12 protein-coding genes are annotated in these 17,725 nt (G+C 39.6%); 9 read left to right on the top strand and 3 right to left on the bottom strand.

Going from position 1 to position 17,725, the window contains the following annotated elements; all coding sequences use genetic code 11:
* Nucleotides 1-84: 84 nt before the first annotated feature.
* The 6 genes from recG to SK086_RS08765 all read left to right on the top strand — a co-directional run bounded on the left by recG (nt 85) and on the right by SK086_RS08765 (nt 9,717).
* Complete coding sequence (gene recG / locus SK086_RS08790) at nt 85-2,193, top strand: ATP-dependent DNA helicase RecG (protein WP_324691017.1); 2,109 nt, start codon at nt 85-87, stop codon at nt 2,191-2,193.
* A gap of 110 nt (nt 2,194-2,303) precedes the next feature.
* The gene (locus tag SK086_RS08785) at nt 2,304-3,362 is read left to right on the top strand and encodes an efflux RND transporter periplasmic adaptor subunit (protein ID WP_324691016.1); all 1,059 of its coding nucleotides are present in this window, start codon (nt 2,304-2,306) and stop codon (nt 3,360-3,362) included.
* A 54-nt stretch (nt 3,363-3,416) separates the two neighbouring features.
* A complete protein-coding gene (locus SK086_RS08780) occupies nt 3,417-6,503 on the top strand; it encodes an efflux RND transporter permease subunit (protein WP_324691015.1) in 3,087 nt (1,028 codons plus the stop codon).
* Between the two features lie 2 nt (nt 6,504-6,505).
* Nucleotides 6,506-7,813: a TolC family protein gene (locus tag SK086_RS08775; RefSeq protein ID WP_324691014.1), complete on the top strand. Its 1,308-nt coding sequence runs from the start codon at nt 6,506-6,508 to the stop codon at nt 7,811-7,813.
* A 30-nt stretch (nt 7,814-7,843) separates the two neighbouring features.
* Nucleotides 7,844-8,707, top strand: a complete 864-nt coding sequence (locus tag SK086_RS08770) for a bestrophin family protein (RefSeq protein WP_324691013.1) — start codon at nt 7,844-7,846, stop codon at nt 8,705-8,707.
* An 83-nt stretch (nt 8,708-8,790) separates the two neighbouring features.
* On the top strand, nt 8,791-9,717 hold the full coding sequence (locus tag SK086_RS08765) for an AraC family transcriptional regulator (protein WP_324691012.1): 927 nt from the start codon (nt 8,791-8,793) through the stop codon (nt 9,715-9,717).
* Here the strand turns inward: SK086_RS08765 and SK086_RS08760 are convergent.
* Both SK086_RS08760 and SK086_RS08755 read right to left on the bottom strand, forming a co-directional pair.
* Nucleotides 9,714-10,091 carry a DUF779 domain-containing protein gene (locus tag SK086_RS08760; RefSeq protein WP_324691011.1) on the bottom strand — a complete coding sequence of 126 codons (378 nt, stop codon included), beginning with the start codon at nt 10,089-10,091 and terminating at the stop codon, nt 9,714-9,716. The genes SK086_RS08765 and SK086_RS08760 overlap by 4 nt on opposite strands.
* Before the next feature lie 81 nt (nt 10,092-10,172).
* Nucleotides 10,173-11,678 carry an aldehyde dehydrogenase family protein gene (locus SK086_RS08755; protein ID WP_324691009.1) on the bottom strand — a complete coding sequence of 502 codons (1,506 nt, stop codon included), beginning with the start codon at nt 11,676-11,678 and terminating at the stop codon, nt 10,173-10,175.
* A gap of 252 nt (nt 11,679-11,930) precedes the next feature.
* On the opposite strand from SK086_RS08755, the gene pheT reads away from it, so the two are divergent.
* The 3 genes from pheT to SK086_RS08740 all read left to right on the top strand — a co-directional run bounded on the left by pheT (nt 11,931) and on the right by SK086_RS08740 (nt 15,883).
* Nucleotides 11,931-14,351: a phenylalanine--tRNA ligase subunit beta gene (gene pheT, locus SK086_RS08750; RefSeq protein ID WP_324691007.1), complete on the top strand. Its 2,421-nt coding sequence runs from the start codon at nt 11,931-11,933 to the stop codon at nt 14,349-14,351.
* Nucleotides 14,352-14,559: 208 nt separating this feature from the next.
* Nucleotides 14,560-15,276, top strand: coding sequence for a hypothetical protein (locus SK086_RS08745; RefSeq protein WP_324691005.1), 717 nt, complete (start codon nt 14,560-14,562; stop codon nt 15,274-15,276).
* Nucleotides 15,277-15,337: 61 nt separating this feature from the next.
* Nucleotides 15,338-15,883 (top strand): ExbD/TolR family protein, encoded by a 546-nt coding sequence (locus SK086_RS08740; protein ID WP_324691003.1) that lies wholly within the window; start codon nt 15,338-15,340, stop codon nt 15,881-15,883.
* A gap of 49 nt (nt 15,884-15,932) precedes the next feature.
* On the opposite strand, the gene rpsA is transcribed toward SK086_RS08740, so the two are convergent.
* The gene (rpsA, locus tag SK086_RS08735; RefSeq protein ID WP_324691001.1) at nt 15,933-17,705 is read right to left on the bottom strand and encodes a 30S ribosomal protein S1; all 1,773 of its coding nucleotides are present in this window, start codon (nt 17,703-17,705) and stop codon (nt 15,933-15,935) included.
* Nucleotides 17,706-17,725: the final 20 nt, after the last annotated feature.

Raw genomic sequence — 17,725 nt, 5'->3', positions numbered from 1 at the left:
TTACGAATATACTGAATTACACATTATGCTTACTTTTTTTTAAATTAAAAAACTATCTTCGCTATGCTTTTAACGCTTTAAATAATGTCGGTTAACCTTCTTCAAACTCCTATTGAATACCTAAAAGGCGTCGGACCGCAACGCGGTGAATTGTTGCGTAAAGAGTTGGGCATTCACCGCTATGAAGATTTGCTGAATTTTTATCCGAATCGCTACATCGACAGAACGCGTTATTACCAAATTAATGAGTTGAATAACAATCCCGCCGAAGTACAAATTATTGGAAAAGTTGTTCACCTCAAAACAGTCGAATTCGGCAAAGGCAAAAAACGATTGGTTGCCAGTTTTACAGACGGAACCGGTGTTCTGGAACTCAACTGGTTCCAAGGGCATAAATGGATTCGGGATTCACTCAAACTCAATACACCTTATGTCATTTTCGGAAAAGTGACTAATTTTAACGGGCAATACAGTATGGCGCATCCGGAAATGGAATTGTATCAAGAACACCAACAAAGCCTGCGCTCGTCTATGCAACCCGTTTATCCTTCTACGGAAACCCTTACCAACAGAGGTGTTTCCAATAGGGTAATCAACAAAATGATGCAACAGGTATTTTTGGAAACCCAAGGCCTGTTTGTAGAAACCTTACCGCAAAATCTTTTAGAGGAATTAAAGATGATTCCCAAAAGCGCTGCACTGTTCAACATCCATTTTCCGAAAAGTCCGGAGCTGTTGGCCAAAGCGCAATTCCGATTAAAATTTGAAGAATTGTTCTTCATCCAACTGCAACTCATTACCAAAAACCTTGTTCGCAAACACAAAATCAAAGGACATCCGTTTACTGTAGTTGGCGAACATTTTAATAATTTCTACAAAAATCATTTGCCGTTTGAGTTGACCAATGCCCAAAAAAAGGTACTGAAAGAAATCCGAAACGACATGGGAACCAACGCCCAAATGAACCGCTTATTACAAGGGGATGTTGGCTCCGGGAAAACCATAGTCGCTTTAATGGCGATGCTGATTGCTCTAGACAACGGCTTTCAAAGTTGTTTGATGGCACCTACGGAAATTTTAGCCAACCAACATTTCAATGGGTTAACCGAATTGGCCAAAGACCTCAACATCAATATAAAATTACTCACCGGTTCGACCAAAACTGCTGAGCGAAAAATCATCCACGAGGAGTTGGAAAACGGCAGTTTGCATATCATAATCGGAACGCACGCACTTTTGGAAGACAAAGTACAATTCTACAATTTAGGTTTGGCTATAATCGATGAGCAGCATCGTTTTGGTGTAGAACAACGCTCAAAATTGTGGCAAAAAAACGAAATTCCGCCGCATATCTTGGTCATGACCGCCACGCCTATTCCGCGTACCTTGGCCATGAGTTTGTATGGCGATTTGGATATTTCGGTTATAGACGAATTACCGCCGGGCCGAAAACCCATTCAAACTGTACATCGCTACGACAGCAACCGATTGAAAGTTTGGAAATTCATTAAAGATGAAATCGCTAAAGGCCGCCAAATATATATAGTCTATCCTTTAATTCAAGAAAGTGAAACAATGGATTATAAAGATTTGATGGACGGCTACGAAAGTATATCACGGGATTTTCCGTTACCACACTACAGCATTTCGATGGTACACGGCAAAATGAAACCAGCCGATAAAGACGCTGAAATGAAACGCTTCGCCCAAGGCAAAACCAATATCATGATAGCTACTACGGTAATTGAAGTTGGCGTAAATGTGCCCAATGCCAGTGTGATGATTATTGAAAGTGCCGAACGTTTCGGTTTATCGCAATTGCATCAGCTCAGAGGTCGCGTAGGTCGCGGAGCGGAACAGAGTTATTGTATCTTAATGACTTCGTTCAAATTGTCTAACGACAGTAAAATTCGTCTGGAAACCATGTGCAAAACCAATGACGGATTCGAGATCGCGGAAGTCGATTTAAAATTGCGCGGTCCCGGAGATATCATGGGAAAACAACAAAGCGGTGTGTTGAATTTACAAATCGCCGATTTGGTCAAAGACAAAGAAATTCTGCTATTGGCGCGACATGAAGCGATGAAATTGCTCAAAAAAGATCCTTCAATGTCCTTGCCGGAACACCAAACGCTCCGTTCGGTTTATATCGAATTAACCAAAAAGAAAAATATTTGGAATTACATCAGTTAATGAATAGTTGTACCTACAACTGTTAAATAAATTCTAAGGCTGTCGCGGTTTCCGTGTGTAAAAAGTAACTTTGCCGACACAACTAACTTCAACAATTACCTTTCTTTTACATGAAAATAAAAAACTTAGTCATCGCCATTATAGTCATTGCCCTAGGCGGAATGATAGCCTTCAGAATCACCAAAAACAAAGCGGAAAACGACAAAGGAAACGATAAAAACGGCAAAAAACCGGCCACTCCGGTTACTTTTTATGTGGTGAAAGGGCAGGATTTCTCGAATACCATTTCACTTTCCGGTTCCATTGAAGCCAATGAGCAAATTGAAATTAGAAGCGAAGTATCCGGCATAGTAGAAAACATCGCTTTCACTGAAGGTAGTTCTGTCAGTAAAGGACAAGTATTATTCAAAGTGAATGATATCGAACTTCGTGCACAACTGGCTCAAGCCAAAACCAAAGAAAGTCTGGCTTCCGAAAACGAAAGAAGAGCCAAATTGTTGCTGCAAAAAGAAGCCATCAGCCAAGAAGAATACGACATCGCCAGCGCTGATTATCGCACCGCCAAAGCACAAACACAATTGATTCAAGCACAAATCGGGAAAACCTCCGTGCGAGCGCCTTTCTCGGGAAAAATTGGGTTACGCAGTATTTCGCCGGGAACGTATGTTACGCCCACTACGCTCATCGCAAAGTTAGTTAGTACCAATCCGCTGAAAATCACTTTCTCCATACCGGAAAAATACGCTACTGAGATTAGTAAAAATAACAGCATAACGTTTACGGTTCCCAATGTAAAAGAAACCTTTACAGCCAAAATTTATGCTTTAGAGCCTGCCATTGAAGCCACAACCAGAACTTTACAAATCAGAGCTTTAACCGATAATTCGAACGGAAAATTATTACCGGGAACTTTTGCCAACATCGAATTACCGCTCAAAAATATCAAAGATGCCATCATCATTCCTACGGAAGCGATTGTGCCGATTCAAGACGGTAAAAAAGTTTTTATCGCTAATAATGGTAAAGCCAAAGAAGTAAAAGTCGAAACCTTAACCCGAACCGATAAAGATGTAGTCATTACTTCCGGTCTGAAAATCGGAGATACGGTATTGACATCGGGTGTGATGTCGTTAAAAGACGAAGCCGACATTAAAATAATGGTCAAATAATTTTAGCATTTCAATTCCCAAATCTGAAATCTGAAATCTAAAATCTGAAATCAAATGAGTTTATCCACTATAAGTATAAAGCGACCGGTTTTTACCATTGTAATCAATTTGCTGATTATCCTTTTCGGCATCATCGGTTACAGCTATTTGGGCGTAAGAGAATTTCCTTCGATTGATCCGGCACAAATTTCTGTTAGAACCAATTATACCGGTGCCAATGCTGATATCATCGAATCGCAAATTACCGAACCGCTCGAAAAAGCCATCAACTCCATCGATGGTATTCGAAACATTACGTCTTCCAGCAACCAAGGTTCAAGTAATATTACCATCGAATTCAAACTCGAAAAAAACTTAGAAGAAGCCGCTAATGATGTCCGCGATAAAGTATCGCAAGCCATCCGAAGCTTGCCGCAAGACATCGATGCGCCGCCGGTAGTTTCGAAAGCCGATGCTGATTCGGACGCCATCATTTCCATGACCGTTCAAAGCGATACTAAGAGTGTATTGGAACTGAGTGATTATGCCGAAAATGTTATAGCCGAACGCTTGCAAACCATACCGGGCGTGAGCGGAGTACAAATTTGGGGACAAAAGCGTTATGCCATGCGCATTTGGCTCGATCCGGTAAAGCTCAATTCCTACGGCGTTACCGTTTCTGATGTCAGAATTGCTTTGGAGAAACAAAACGTCGAATTGCCTTCGGGGAAATTAACCGGAGCCAATACTGAACTTACGGTAAAAACGTTGGGGAATTTATCCAACGAAACCGAATTCAACAACATTATCATTGTAGCCAACAACGACAAGATTGTAAGATTAAGCGATGTTGGTCGCGCCGAATTAGGTCCGGAAAACTTAGAAACCCAATTCAAAGCCAACGACCAATCGATGGTAGCTTTGGCGATAGTACCACAACCGGGAACCAATTATCTGGCCATAGCCGAAGAGTTTTACAAACAATATGAAGGTTTTCAAAAAGACTTGCCGAAAGACATCAAGCTCAACGTGGCTTTGGACAATACGGTTTTCATTAAAAAATCGATAGTGGAAGTTGCTGAGACATTACTGATTTCGGTGATTTTGGTGATTTTGATTATCTTTTTGTTTTTCCGCGACTGGTCTATTGCTTTCCGTCCGTTAATTGATATTCCGGTATCATTGATTGCCACGTTTTTCATCATGTATTTGTGTGGTTTTTCGGTGAACGTACTCACATTATTGGCGATAGTTTTAGCCACCGGTTTGGTGGTAGATGACGGAATTGTAGTGACGGAAAACATCTTCAAAAAAGTCGAAGAAGGCATGTCGCCTATAGAAGCTGCCATCAAAGGTTCTAACGAAATTTTCTTCGCTGTAATCTCAATCTCCATCACTTTAGCAGCGGTGTTTTTACCGATTATCTTTTTGGAAGGATTCGTGGGTAGATTGTTCCGAGAATTCGGAGTCGTCATCGGAGCAGCCGTTTTGGTTTCGGCCTTTGTATCGCTTACCTTAACCCCTATGTTGAACGCCTATTTGATGAAAGGCGGCGAACAAAAGAAAACCAAATTCTACACTTTTACCGAACCGTATTTTCAGAGTTTAAATAAAGGTTACGCTTCGGCTTTAGAAGGATTTATGCGAAGAAAATGGTTGAGTTTCCCTATCGTAATCGTTTGTTTCGGATTGATTGCTTTGTTCTTCAATATATTACCTAAAGAAACGGCTCCTTACGACGACAGAAGTTTGGTGATTGTTAGTGTGACCACGCCGGAAGGTGCTACTTTTGATTATACAGACCGATTTATGGAAGACATGTCGAAATTGATGAACGACAGCATACCGGAGAAGAAAATTGCTTTGGTGATTACGTCACCCGGATTTTTATCGTCTTCAGTAAATACGGGCCGAATTCGTTTGGCTCTCAAAAATCCGGAGGAAAGAGAACGCTCTCAAAAAGAAATTGCAGACGATTTTACCAAATGGACTAAAAAATATACGGAAGCCAAAGTCACCATTTCGGAACAACCAACCATAGCTGTAAACCGTCGTGGAGGATTGCCAATACAGTATATTATTCAGGCACCAAACTTTGAAAAGTTGCGTGAAAAGATTCCGCAGTTCATGGAAGAAGCCAACAAAAGCGAGGTGTTTTCCACCGTGGATGTGAATTTGAAATTCAACAAGCCCGAAATTAACGTGACCATCGATCGCGAAAAAGCGGAGAGCTTGGGCATTTCGGTTTTAGATGTCGCGCAAACGCTGCAATTGTCGTTAAGCGGACAACGTTTCGGTTATTACATGCAAAACGGCAAACAGTACCAAGTGATTGGGCAATTTGACGAAAAAGACCGCGATGAACCTTTGGATTTGACTTCGATGTTTGTGAAAAACAACAAAGGCGAATTGATTCAGCTTGACAATGTGGTTACCGTGGAAGAACAAAGTAATCCACCGCAGTTATTCCACAACAACCGTTATATGTCGGCCACCGTTTTCGCCGGATTAGCACCGGGCAAAAGTATGGGCGACGGTATTGAAGCCATGGACGAAATTAAAGCGAAAGTGCTGGACGATAGTTTCACCACCGATTTAGGCGGAGAATCGCGCGATTTTGTGGAAAGTAGTTCCAATACTTCCTTCGCCTTCGGCTTGGCATTATTACTGATTTATTTGATTTTAGCTGCTCAGTTTGAAAGTTTTATCGATCCGTTCATTATCATTTTAACCGTGCCAATGGCAGTAGCCGGAGCGTTATTTTCCTTGTGGTTGTTTGGTCAAACATGGAACATCTTCAGTCAAATCGGAACCGTAATGCTCATTGGATTGGTAACCAAAAACGGAATTTTGATCGTAGAATTTGCCAACCAACTCCGAGAACAAGGCTTGCCTAAATACGAAGCCATCATCCAAGCCTCGGAAGCGCGATTGCGACCTATTTTAATGACGAGTTTGGCGATTGCCTTGGGTGCGTTGCCAATTGCATTGTCGCTTGGCGCTGCATCCACCAGCCGAATCGGAATGGGTGTTGTCATTGTAGGCGGAACCATTTTCTCTTTGATTCTGACCTTGTTTGTAATTCCGGCCTTCTACTTAATGTGGTCGAGAGCTAAGAAACACCGTCCGGAATTTGATAATTTAGAAGCTTTAGAGAAGTAATTATGAAAATCAAATCGATATATATCATCACTTTGGTCTTGGCTTTTTTACCAAAAATGCAAGCTCAAGAATTGTTGCCCCTGGAAGATGCTGTTAAAATAGCCTTAGAAAATAACTACGACATCAAATTGGCGAAAAATGAACTCAAAATTGATGAGCTCAACAACAGCATAGGAAATGCCGGTATGCTCCCAACAATTAATGCGTTAGTAACCGACAACAACAGCATTACAAACACCAAACAAACCCAAGCCGATGGTTCGGAAAGAACTTTAGACGGTGCGCGAAATATGAACTTAACTTATGGTGTAGGTTTGGATTGGACGGTTTTCGACGGACTAAGAATGTTTGCCCGAAAAGAGCAACTTAACATCCTGCAAAAACAAGGCGAAGCCGAATTGAAATTGGCCATACTCACCAAAATCAGTGAAGTGTATTTGAACTATTTCGATTTGGTCCAACAGCAGCAACAATTGGCGGCTATAGATACAGCCATTGTGATTTCACAAGAAAGAGTTACAACGGCACAAAATCGTTTTAGCATCGGGAAAGCTTCTAAATTAGAGGTTTTAAACGCACAAGTCGATTTGAATACCGATAAAAGTTTGCAACTCAAACAACTGGAAACGCTCAAAAATGCTAAGATTCGCCTAAACGAAATTTTAGCGCGTGATGTTCAAACCGAGTTTGTAGTGGCCAACGAAATTTCGGTAGACGAACAGTTGAAATATGACGAATTGAAATCGGCTGCCGAGAATCAGAATCCGCAATTGCAAGCCCAAATGCTGACCAAAAACAGCGCAGAACAACAACTGAAGCAAGTCAAATCCGGACGTTATCCAACCATTCGCATTACTTCGGGCTATAATTTTACGCGTTCGGAAGCTTCTTTAGGCTTTATCACGCAATCGTCCAACCGTGGGTTTGCCTATGGTTTTAACGCATCGATGCCTATCTTTAACGGCAACCTGCAAAACCGTAATGAGCGCATCGCCAAAGTACAATTGGAAAACGCCAACGTTACTTTGGAACAACAAAAAAGAAGCCTGGAAAGCCAATTAAATGCTGCTTTTGCCAGTTACACCACCAATTTGGAATTGACCAAAGTAGAGGCGCAAAACCTCAAAATCGCAGCACAAAATTTGGATATTACGTTGGCTAAATTCAAGATCGGAACCATTACGCCTATTGAATTCAGAACCGCTCAGCAGAATTTTTTAGAGGCTAAAGTGCGTTACAGCAATGCGTTGTATCTGACTAAAATTCACGAAATCACTTTAAAAGAATTGGCGGGAAGTTTGCGTTTTTAATGTATTTTTGAGCGCAAATCAATTATCAAAATGGTAAAATACAACCCTAAAGACTGGATAACCTTTATTTTCCGATTTCACAAAGCCGATACGTTTCGACAATTGTTTCCAATGATGATTTTTATCGGATTGTATTCCGGTGCCATTTGCTATTTGGAAGTCGAATACTGGAAACTATCAGATACCAGTCATGTGAAAAATATTTCCATCATGCACGGGATGTTGGGTTTTGTTATTTCGTTATTGTTGGCTTACCGAACCAACACGGCATACGATCGTTGGTGGGAAGGCCGAAAACTCTGGGGTTCGTTGGTGAATAACAGTCGGAATTTAGCGATTAAGCTATCGGCCATACTAAAAGACGAACACGATAAAAAATACTTGCGCTTTCTGATTCCGACTTACGCTTCTATCCTATCCAAGCATTTGAGCAATAAAGAAGTCGGGCAAATTTTATTTGAAGATGTCGAGTTACAAATCAACTTGCAAAAACACAAACCCAATCAGGTAGCGCAAGTGTTGTTTCTAAAAATAAATGATTTGCACCAAGCCGGAAAAATATCGGGAGAACAATTAATTATTTTGAACGCCGAGTTACAATCGTTTACTGACGTTTGCGGTGCTTGTGAACGCATCAAAAACACGCCTATTCCCTACTCTTACAGTGCTTTTATCAAGAAATTTATATTCTTTTATGTGATGACTTTGCCTTTTGGCTATGTTTTCAATTTAGGGTATTATGTGATACCGGTAGTGGTTTTCATCTTTTATGTTTTGGCTTCGTTGGAATTGATTGCCGAGGAAATTGAAGATCCTTTCGGTAACGACGAGAACGATTTGCCTACCGTTAAGATAGCCGAAAACATCAAGCGCCACGTGGAAGAAATCCTTTAAGTATAGTTATTTAGCAAGAAAATTGGCTCTGTATAAAAATGCAATTACTTTAAGTCTTATCTTAGTAGTTCGATTGTTTTTTTATGGCGTCCAAAATTTTGCTTAACAAACCTGCTCTTACTCACGAAAAGTCGCTCAAGACTTTGGTGGAAAACCGCACTATTTTTTCCTTAGACCATTGCGAACTCAATATTTTTGAAACCTATCAAAAATCGGATTTGGTGCCGCTCAAGTTTAATGATTTGGTAGTTACGAGTATGTTGCGCGGTAAAAAAATCATGCATCTTTTTGAGGAACCGCAGTTTGAGTATTTGCCCGGAGAAACCGTGATTGTACCTTCGAATGTGGAAATGAAAATTGACTTTCCCGAAGCGTCTAAAGAAAATCCTACGCAATGTATAGCTTTGGCTATCGATAATAAAATCATCACCGACACTTTAGATTTTTTAAACGAAAAATACCCCAAGGAAGGCAAGAGCAATTTGTGGAAACTCGACCATGAGAACTACTTTTTTTACAACAATGTAGAATTGGCCGGTACCATCAATAAGCTGATTAAGGAATGCATGGGCGATTCGATTACCAAAGATGCCATAGCCGATTTGACGCTGCAAGAATTAATCATCCGCATCATTCAAACCCAAACAGCCAAGCGTTTTGAAGATGAAAAGTTCATCGACAGCAGCAGTCCGATTTCGCCTTCGATAGATTTCATCAAAAAGAACATCCGCGAAAGCATCAGTTTGAAAGATTTGAGCGATAAAGCATGTATGAGTACGACTTCTTTTTATCGTTATTTTAAAAGAGAATTGGGCATGAGTCCGATTGAATACATCTTAAACGAAAAAATAAAACACGCTAAAAAACTCCTCAGCAATCCGAACATTCACGTTAACGAAGTGTCTTATGCCAGTGGTTTTGAAGATTGCAATTATTTCATTCGACTGTTCAAAAAATACGAAGGCGTCACTCCGAAACAATACCAATTGATGAATTTTACGTCACACTAATCGTAAGTGTTGTACTTGACCGGTTCGAGTTGGGCCAGTTCTTCCTCAGTAAATAATCGATAATTGATTATAAACGTTTTGCCGTAAGGGGTTTCCAACGAAAAGCCACCCGCGCCTATGCCGTCCATCACATCTAAAGTGAAATGCGCATTTTTCCAGTATTCGAATAAATCTTTGTCGAGCCAAAACTCGTATTCGGCTATTTCGCCTATGCAAACATCTCCGGTTCGGATGTAAAAACCACCTTTTTCAAAACACTGTGGTTGCGTCCCTTCGCAACAACCACCGGCTTGGTAAAACATCAAATCGCCAAACTTTTTTTTCAGCATTTGTACCAATGCTAAAGCGTTTTCAGTTACTGCTAATCTTTTCATCTTTATCTATTTTTAGTATAAACAAACCGCAAACCGACTCCGAAAAGCCAATTTGCGGTAGTAACCAATTAATCTCAACTACTAAAAGAACCCTAATTTATTTTTGTTATAAGAAATCAACATATTCTTAGTTTGACGGTAATGCGCCAACATCATTTTGTGGTTTTCTCTACCAATACCCGATTGCTTGTAACCGCCAAACGGTGCTCCTGCAGGATAAGCGTGGTAACTGTTTACCCAAACCCTACCGGCGTGAATCGCTCTCGGCACTTGATACAATTCGTGAGCGTCGCGTGTCCAAACTCCGGCGCCTAAACCATACAAAGTATCATTGGCAATTTCGATAGCTTCTTCGGTGGTTTTAAAAGTGGTCACGGCCAATACCGGTCCGAATATCTCTTCTTGGAAAATGCGCATTTTATTAGTGCCTTTGAATACCGTTGGTTTGATGTAATAACCATTGTCCAAATCGCCACCCAATTTGTTCTCATCACCACCAATTAACAACTCGGCGCCTTCCTCTTTTCCTAAATTGATGTAAGACATAATTTTATCTCTTTGCACTTTAGAAGCTTGGGCGCCCATCATTACTGTCGGATCCAACGGATTTCCGGTTTTTACGGCAGCTACTCTTTCAATTACTCTTTCGATGAATTTATCGTAGATGTCTTCATGCACCAATAAACGTGACGGACAAGTACAAACTTCTCCTTGGTTCAAGCAATACAATACTGCTCCTTCTATAGCTTTATCTAAAAACTCATCATCGGCTTCCATTACAGACGGGAAGAAAATGTTAGGCGATTTTCCACCCAATTCTAAAGTTACCGGAACGATATTTTCGGTAGCATATTGCATTACCATTCTACCGGTTGCTGTTGAACCGGTGAACGCAGCTTTGGCTACTTTCGGGTTAGTCACTAAAGCTCTTCCCAATTCGGATCCGAAACCATTCACTACATTAACAACTCCGGACGGAATGATATCGCCTATCAATTCCATCAAAACCATAATCGAAATTGGCGTATTTTCAGCCGGTTTTAAAACCACGCAGTTTCCGGCAGCCAAAGCCGGAGCCAATTTCCAAACGGCCATCAACAACGGGAAATTCCACGGAATGATTTGGGCAATAACACCTATAGGTTCGTGAACAATCAAGGAAACCGTAGTATCATCTAACTCGCTCACCGAACCTTCTTCGGCACGAATTACACCGGCAAAATATCTGAAATGATCTATAGCCAAAGGCAAATCAGCCGCTAAAGTTTCGCGAACCGCTTTACCGTTATCAATGGTTTCAACCGCCGCCAAATACTCGAGATTGTCTTCCATCACTTGGGCAATTTTAATCAGCATATTGCTTCGGTCGGTTACCGACACTTTACTCCAAGTTTTAAAGGCTTCATGCGCGGCATCAACCGCTAAGGTTAAATCTTCTTTGTTTGAATGTGCGGCTTTGGTAAATACTTTTCCGTCAACCGGAGACACTACATCGAAGTACTGACCCGAGGCCGGCGCCACGAATTTACCGCCTATAAAATTGTCGTACTTATCTTTAAATGTGGGTCTTTGAATTAAATTACTCATAATTATATTTTTTTGATTCATTCAAAAGTACTGTCAATCCCAAATTCCTAATAGCACAATTCGGGCAATTTATAGCACAATTTTACAGATATGGAAATTTTAACAAATGATAATTGGAGTTTCTCTAAAAATATACCCAAATAATCATCAATATAACAATGTTTTAATTTGAGCTTCAGCGCACTTTCGTTTAAAAATATATTTTAATCTGAAAACTGTAATTCCTATATTTGCACCCTTAAAATACGATACATGAGAATCTCATACAATTGGTTAAAACAATTCATTAAAATAGATTTAAAATCAGAAGAAACTGCTGCTATATTAACCGATTTAGGGTTGGAAGTAGAAGTAGTTGAAAAATACCAATCGGTTCGCGGCGGATTGGAAGGTGTAGTTGTTGGTCATGTGTTGACGTGTGAAAAACATCCTGACGCCGACAGGTTAAAAATCACTACTGTTGATTTAGGCGATGGTACTCCGGTGCAAATTGTGTGTGGTGCAGCTAATGTAGCGGCCGGGCAAAAAGTACCTGTGGCTACTATCGGAACCAAATTATTTGACAAAGACGGTAACGAGTTTGAGATTAAAAAAGGAAAAATCCGCGGACAAGAAAGCCACGGTATGATTTGCGCCGAAGATGAATTGGGCTTAGGTACCAGTCATGACGGCATTATGATATTAGACGAAAAGCTAAAACCGGGAACGCCTTGTGCTAAGGTATTCAATATCGAAAATGATGAAGTGTTCGAAATCGGTTTAACCCCTAACCGTGCCGATGCGATGTCGCACATGGGCGTGGCTCGTGATTTGCGTGCCAGCTTATTGCAAAAAAACAGCAATGTCGAATTAATCACGCCATCAGTAAGCACATTCCGCATCGACAAAAGAACCTTGAAAATTGACGTTGACGTTAAAGACAGTAAGTTAGCGCCGAGATATTGCGGTGTTACCATTTCAGGTGTAACCGTAAAAGAATCGCCGGATTGGTTGAAAAACCGTTTGAAAGCTATCGGTTTAACCCCGAAAAACAATATTGTTGACGTAACCAATTATATTTTACACGATTTAGGCCAACCGTTACACGCCTTTGATGCAGCTAAAATTAATGGCAAAATTATTGTGAAAACGGTTGCAGCAGGAACCAAATTCACCACTTTAGACGAGGTGGAAAGAACCTTACACGAAGAAGATTTAATGATTTGCGACGAAAAAGGACCGCTTTGTTTGGCCGGTGTTTTCGGCGGAAAATCTTCAGGAGTTACCGAAACAACTAATGCTATTTTCTTAGAAAGCGCTTACTTCAATCCGGTTTCCATCCGAAAATCGGCCAAAAGACATGGTTTGAATACCGATGCTTCTTTCCGTTTTGAAAGAGGAATAGATCCTAATATTACTGAGTTTGCCTTAAAACGTGCGGCACTTTTAATCAAAGAAGTTGCCGGCGGTGAAATAACATCAGACATTATCGATGTATATCCTAAAAAAATTGAAGATTTCCCGGTATTCCTTCATTTTGAAAAAGCCAATAAATTAATCGGACAAGAATTGCCGAAAGAAACCATCAAGAAAATTTTAGCTTCATTAGATATTAAAGTGACTACGGTTTCTGATGCCGGATTGGGTTTAATCATTCCGTCTTACCGTGTTGATGTACAACGTGAAATCGATGTGATTGAAGAAATTTTACGCGTTTACGGTTACAACAACATCAATTTTACCAAAAAATTAAATGCTACAGTAGCCAATTCTGCCCGTACGGAAGATTATAAAGTACAAAACATAGTGGCCACCCAATTGAACGGCTTAGGCTTTCATGAAATGATGGCCAATTCTTTGACTACACCGGATTACGTTGGTTTATCGGATATGTTGAAAGAAGAATACAATGTAATGATGTTGAATCCGTTGAGCAACGACTTATCGGCCATGCGTCAGTCATTACTATTCTCAGGACTTGAAGCCGTTTCCTATAATATCAACCGCAGAAACGGTGATTTGAAATTATTCGAATTCGGAAAAACGTACCACAAATTGCCATCGGGTTATGACGAGCCGAAACACCTGACTTTATTTGTTTCAGGTAATCGCAATGCTGAAAGTTGGACCAATCCGCAAAAACCTTCCGATTTCTTTTTATTCAAAGGTTATGTAAGTTCGGTTTTAGAGCGATTGGGCATCAACAAAATCCAAAACAAACCGGCTGCTTCGGATGTGTTTGCGGAAGGCATTGCCATAGCTTCCGGGAATGATACTTTGGTAGAATTCGGAACTGTGAAGAAATCGATTTTAAAACATTTCGACATCAAGCAGGAAGTGTTTTATGCCGATTTCAATTGGAATCTGATTTTAAAACTCATCGGTAGCAAAATTAAATTTACCGACATCCCGAAATATCCGGAAGTTCGCAGAGATTTAGCCCTTTTGGTAGATGAAACAGTGGCTTTTGATGCGATTTACAACATTGCGCGTCAAACCGAAAAATCGCTGTTAAAAGCCGTGAATTTGTTTGATGTGTACCAAGGCAAAAACCTACCGGAAGGCAAAAAGTCGTATGCCGTAAGTTTTACACTGCAAGACAGTACGAAGACTTTAACTGACGAGCAAATTGATAAAATCATGAGCAAGTTGTTGAAGAATATGGAAAACGAATTAGGCGCCAGTTTGAGATAACTGTTTCCTTGATATTAAATAAAAAACGCCCGAATTAATTTGGGCGTTTTTTATTGCAATTTGCATACAATTTTTACAGCAGAATTTTTCAAAACTTTAACAACTGTAGAAAAGTAATTTGGAAGCCGGCTTGTAAGTTTTGAAAAAAATATTTTGTAAATTTCGTTTGTGTAATTTTCAAGTTATCAACTGTTTAAAAATTTACATTATGTTGCTCCACAAGGTAAACCTTCAAGAAGAATTACTTTCCGAAAGAAAAAAACGCCAATCAGAAGCTGCCATTTTAGCGCAAGTACAATCCATTTTAGCCGAAAACGAGTGGGAACGGGAAATGGTAACTGACAAGTTGCAGCGCAAAAGTTCAACAATTTCTAATGCTTTGCAATTTGATTTGCTGGAAACCGATAAAATTTTCCACATCGACCAAATCCGCAAAATTTGCGTGGATTATCGCTTGCGATTCTTAGACAGCAGTATTTTTAAAAACGAGATACCCGAAGAAGCTATCACCAAAATCAGAAGTCTCGAAAAACAGCACCAGACTTCATTAGACGGCTTTAAAATCATAGCACCGAGTAAGGCTTTCCATTTGCTCAACTACGATGATCCATTGCTTTTTGTGCCCATCAGAAACGATTACTATTACTTGATTCACCAATGGGGAACCGAAATCAATCCGTGGCGCAAACTGATGGTTTTGCCTTTTAAAAATTTAGGCTATTTTACCGTAACGGCTATACTTTTCAGTGCTTTGCTTGCGATGTTAGTTCCTGAAAACAATTTAAGCAAATCGGTTCCTATGGCTTCGCTGATTGTATTTCTTTTTGCTTTTAAATCGATTTTCGCAGTATTTGCTTATTACTTTTTTATGATGGGTAAAAACTTCAACGAGGAAATTTGGAAAAGAGAATATTATAATAATTAATTTATTTTTCCGTTACAACTGTAGAAGCTTTAAAGGATTGTTACATTAAAAGCGTACAGTAATGGAAAATCAGCAATACAGTTCCCGAATTATCAAAGAAAAATTCAAGACCAAAAAGTTCAAAACAAGAATCGACTTGGCTGCTATGGTCAGTGTTTCATTTTTGTTGATTGTTTTCTTTATGGTAAGTAAAGAATTGGCCAGACCACAAAGTATGGATTTGGGATTAGCCGATGAAGGCGGATGCCATTTTGGTGGATGCCATCGCCCGGATTTTAATCGTACTATAACACTTTTATTAGACGAGAAAGACCAAATTATTTTTTATTGGGGATTGTTAGAAGAGCCCAACGAGCCGCCAAAAAAATTGGGATACGGTAAGAATGGTATCCGTAAAGAATTAATGGCTAAGAATAAAATCATTCAAAAATATTTGTCTGAAAGAAATACCAGAAACGGCGCAATAGTCCTAATCAAACCCAGCAAAAAATCAACCTATGGTAACCTAGTGGCTATTTTAGACGAAATGAACATCACAAACATTAAAACTTACGCCATTGTAAACGATTTTACACCCGAGGAGTCAAAACTTTTAGCTTCGAAATAAAAAAAGCCCCGATTACTCGGGGCTTTTCTATGTAATCAAAAGGGAAAAATTATTTTTTCTCTTTCTTTTCCATTTCAGCTTTTAAGCCGGCTAAGATATCATTGTTATCTCCTAAAGTTTGAGCAGGAGCATTGTTAGTAGAAGCTACAGTTTCATTAGAAGCTTTTACATTTTTCTCCTCTTCTTCTCTGAAGATAGCGGTATGAGAAGCTACTACTCTTTTGAATTCTTTGTTGAACTCAATTACTTTGAATTGTGCTTCTTCACCTTTTTTCAATTTTTTACCGTCTTCTTTTTCTAAGTGACGTGTTGGAATAAACGCAACTACATCATCTCCGAAATCTACAGTAGCACCTTTGTCAACAATCTCAGCGATAGTTCCGGTGTGGATAGTTCCAACAGCAAAAGCATCTTCATGTTTGTCCCAAGGGTTTTCAGTAGTTTGTTTGTGACCTAAAGACAACTTACGGCCTTCAACATCCAACTCTAATACTACTACGTCTAATTTGTCACCTACGTTAACAAATTCAGATGGGTGTTTGATTTTCTTAGTCCAAGACAAGTCAGAGATGTACACTAAACCGTCGATTCCTTCTTCTAACTCAACAAAAATACCGAAGTTAGTAAAGTTTCTAACGATACCTGTGTGTTTAGAACCTACAGGGTATTTAGAGGTAATGTCTGTCCATGGATCTTGTGACAATTGTTTGATACCCAATGACATTTTACGATCGTCTCTGTCTAAAGTTAAGATAACTGCTTCAACAGTATCACCTACTTTTACGAAATCTTGAGCACTTCTCAAGTGAGTTGACCAAGACATTTCAGAAACGTGGATCAAACCTTCAACACCTTCAGCTACTTCAATGAAAGCACCGTAATCAGCAATAACTACTACTTTACCTTTCACTTTGTCACCAACTTGTAAGTTAGCATCTAAAGCATCCCAAGGGTGAGCGTTTAATTGTTTTAAACCTAATTGGATTCTTGTTTTCTCATCATCAAAGTCTAAGATAACAACGTTCAATTTTTGGTCTAATTCCAATACTTCGCTTGGGTGGTTGATTCTTGACCAAGACAAGTCAGTAATGTGGATCAATCCGTCTACACCTCCTAAATCGATGAACACACCGTAAGAAGTGATGTTTTTAACCACACCTTCTAATACTTGACCTTTTTCTAATTGACCGATGATTTCTTTTTTCTGAACTTCGATATCAGCTTCAATCAATGCTTTGTGTGATACTACAACGTTTTTGAATTCGTGGTTGATTTTTACCACTTTGAATTCCATCATTTTGTTCACATATACATCGTAATCACGGATTGGTTTCACATCAATTTGTGAACCTGGTAAGAACGCCTCGATACCGAAAACGTCCACAATCATACCACCTTTAGTTCTGCATTTAACAAAACCTTGAACGATTTCTCCGGTTTCATTAGCCGCGATAACACGATCCCATGATTTGATAGTTCTTGCTTTTCTGTGTGACAATACCAATTGACCTGTTTTGTCCTCACGAACGTCAATCAATACCTCAACTTTGTCTCCAACTTTTAAGTTTGGATTGTAACGGAACTCATTCAAAGAAATAACTCCTTCAGATTTCGCGTTAATGTCAACAATAGCGTCTCTTTCAGTAATTCTTACTACTACACCTTCTACTACTTCTTCTTGGTCAGTTGAGATAAAAGTTTTAGTTACTAAATCTTCAAACTCTTTCAAGTTTTTCTCATCTACCGCGTCAATACCTTCGGCATAGTTGTGCCAGTTAAATTCATTTAAAAACGCTTCTTGTTCTTTGTTTAATACAGCCATGCTGATAAAAAATTTGTATG

Source organism: Flavobacterium cheonhonense (assembly GCF_035671315.1).
In the GTDB taxonomy this organism is placed as follows: domain Bacteria; phylum Bacteroidota; class Bacteroidia; order Flavobacteriales; family Flavobacteriaceae; genus Flavobacterium; species Flavobacterium cheonhonense.
Note: the sequence above shows the minus strand (reverse complement) of the source record. Positions and strands in the feature narration are given on the sequence as shown.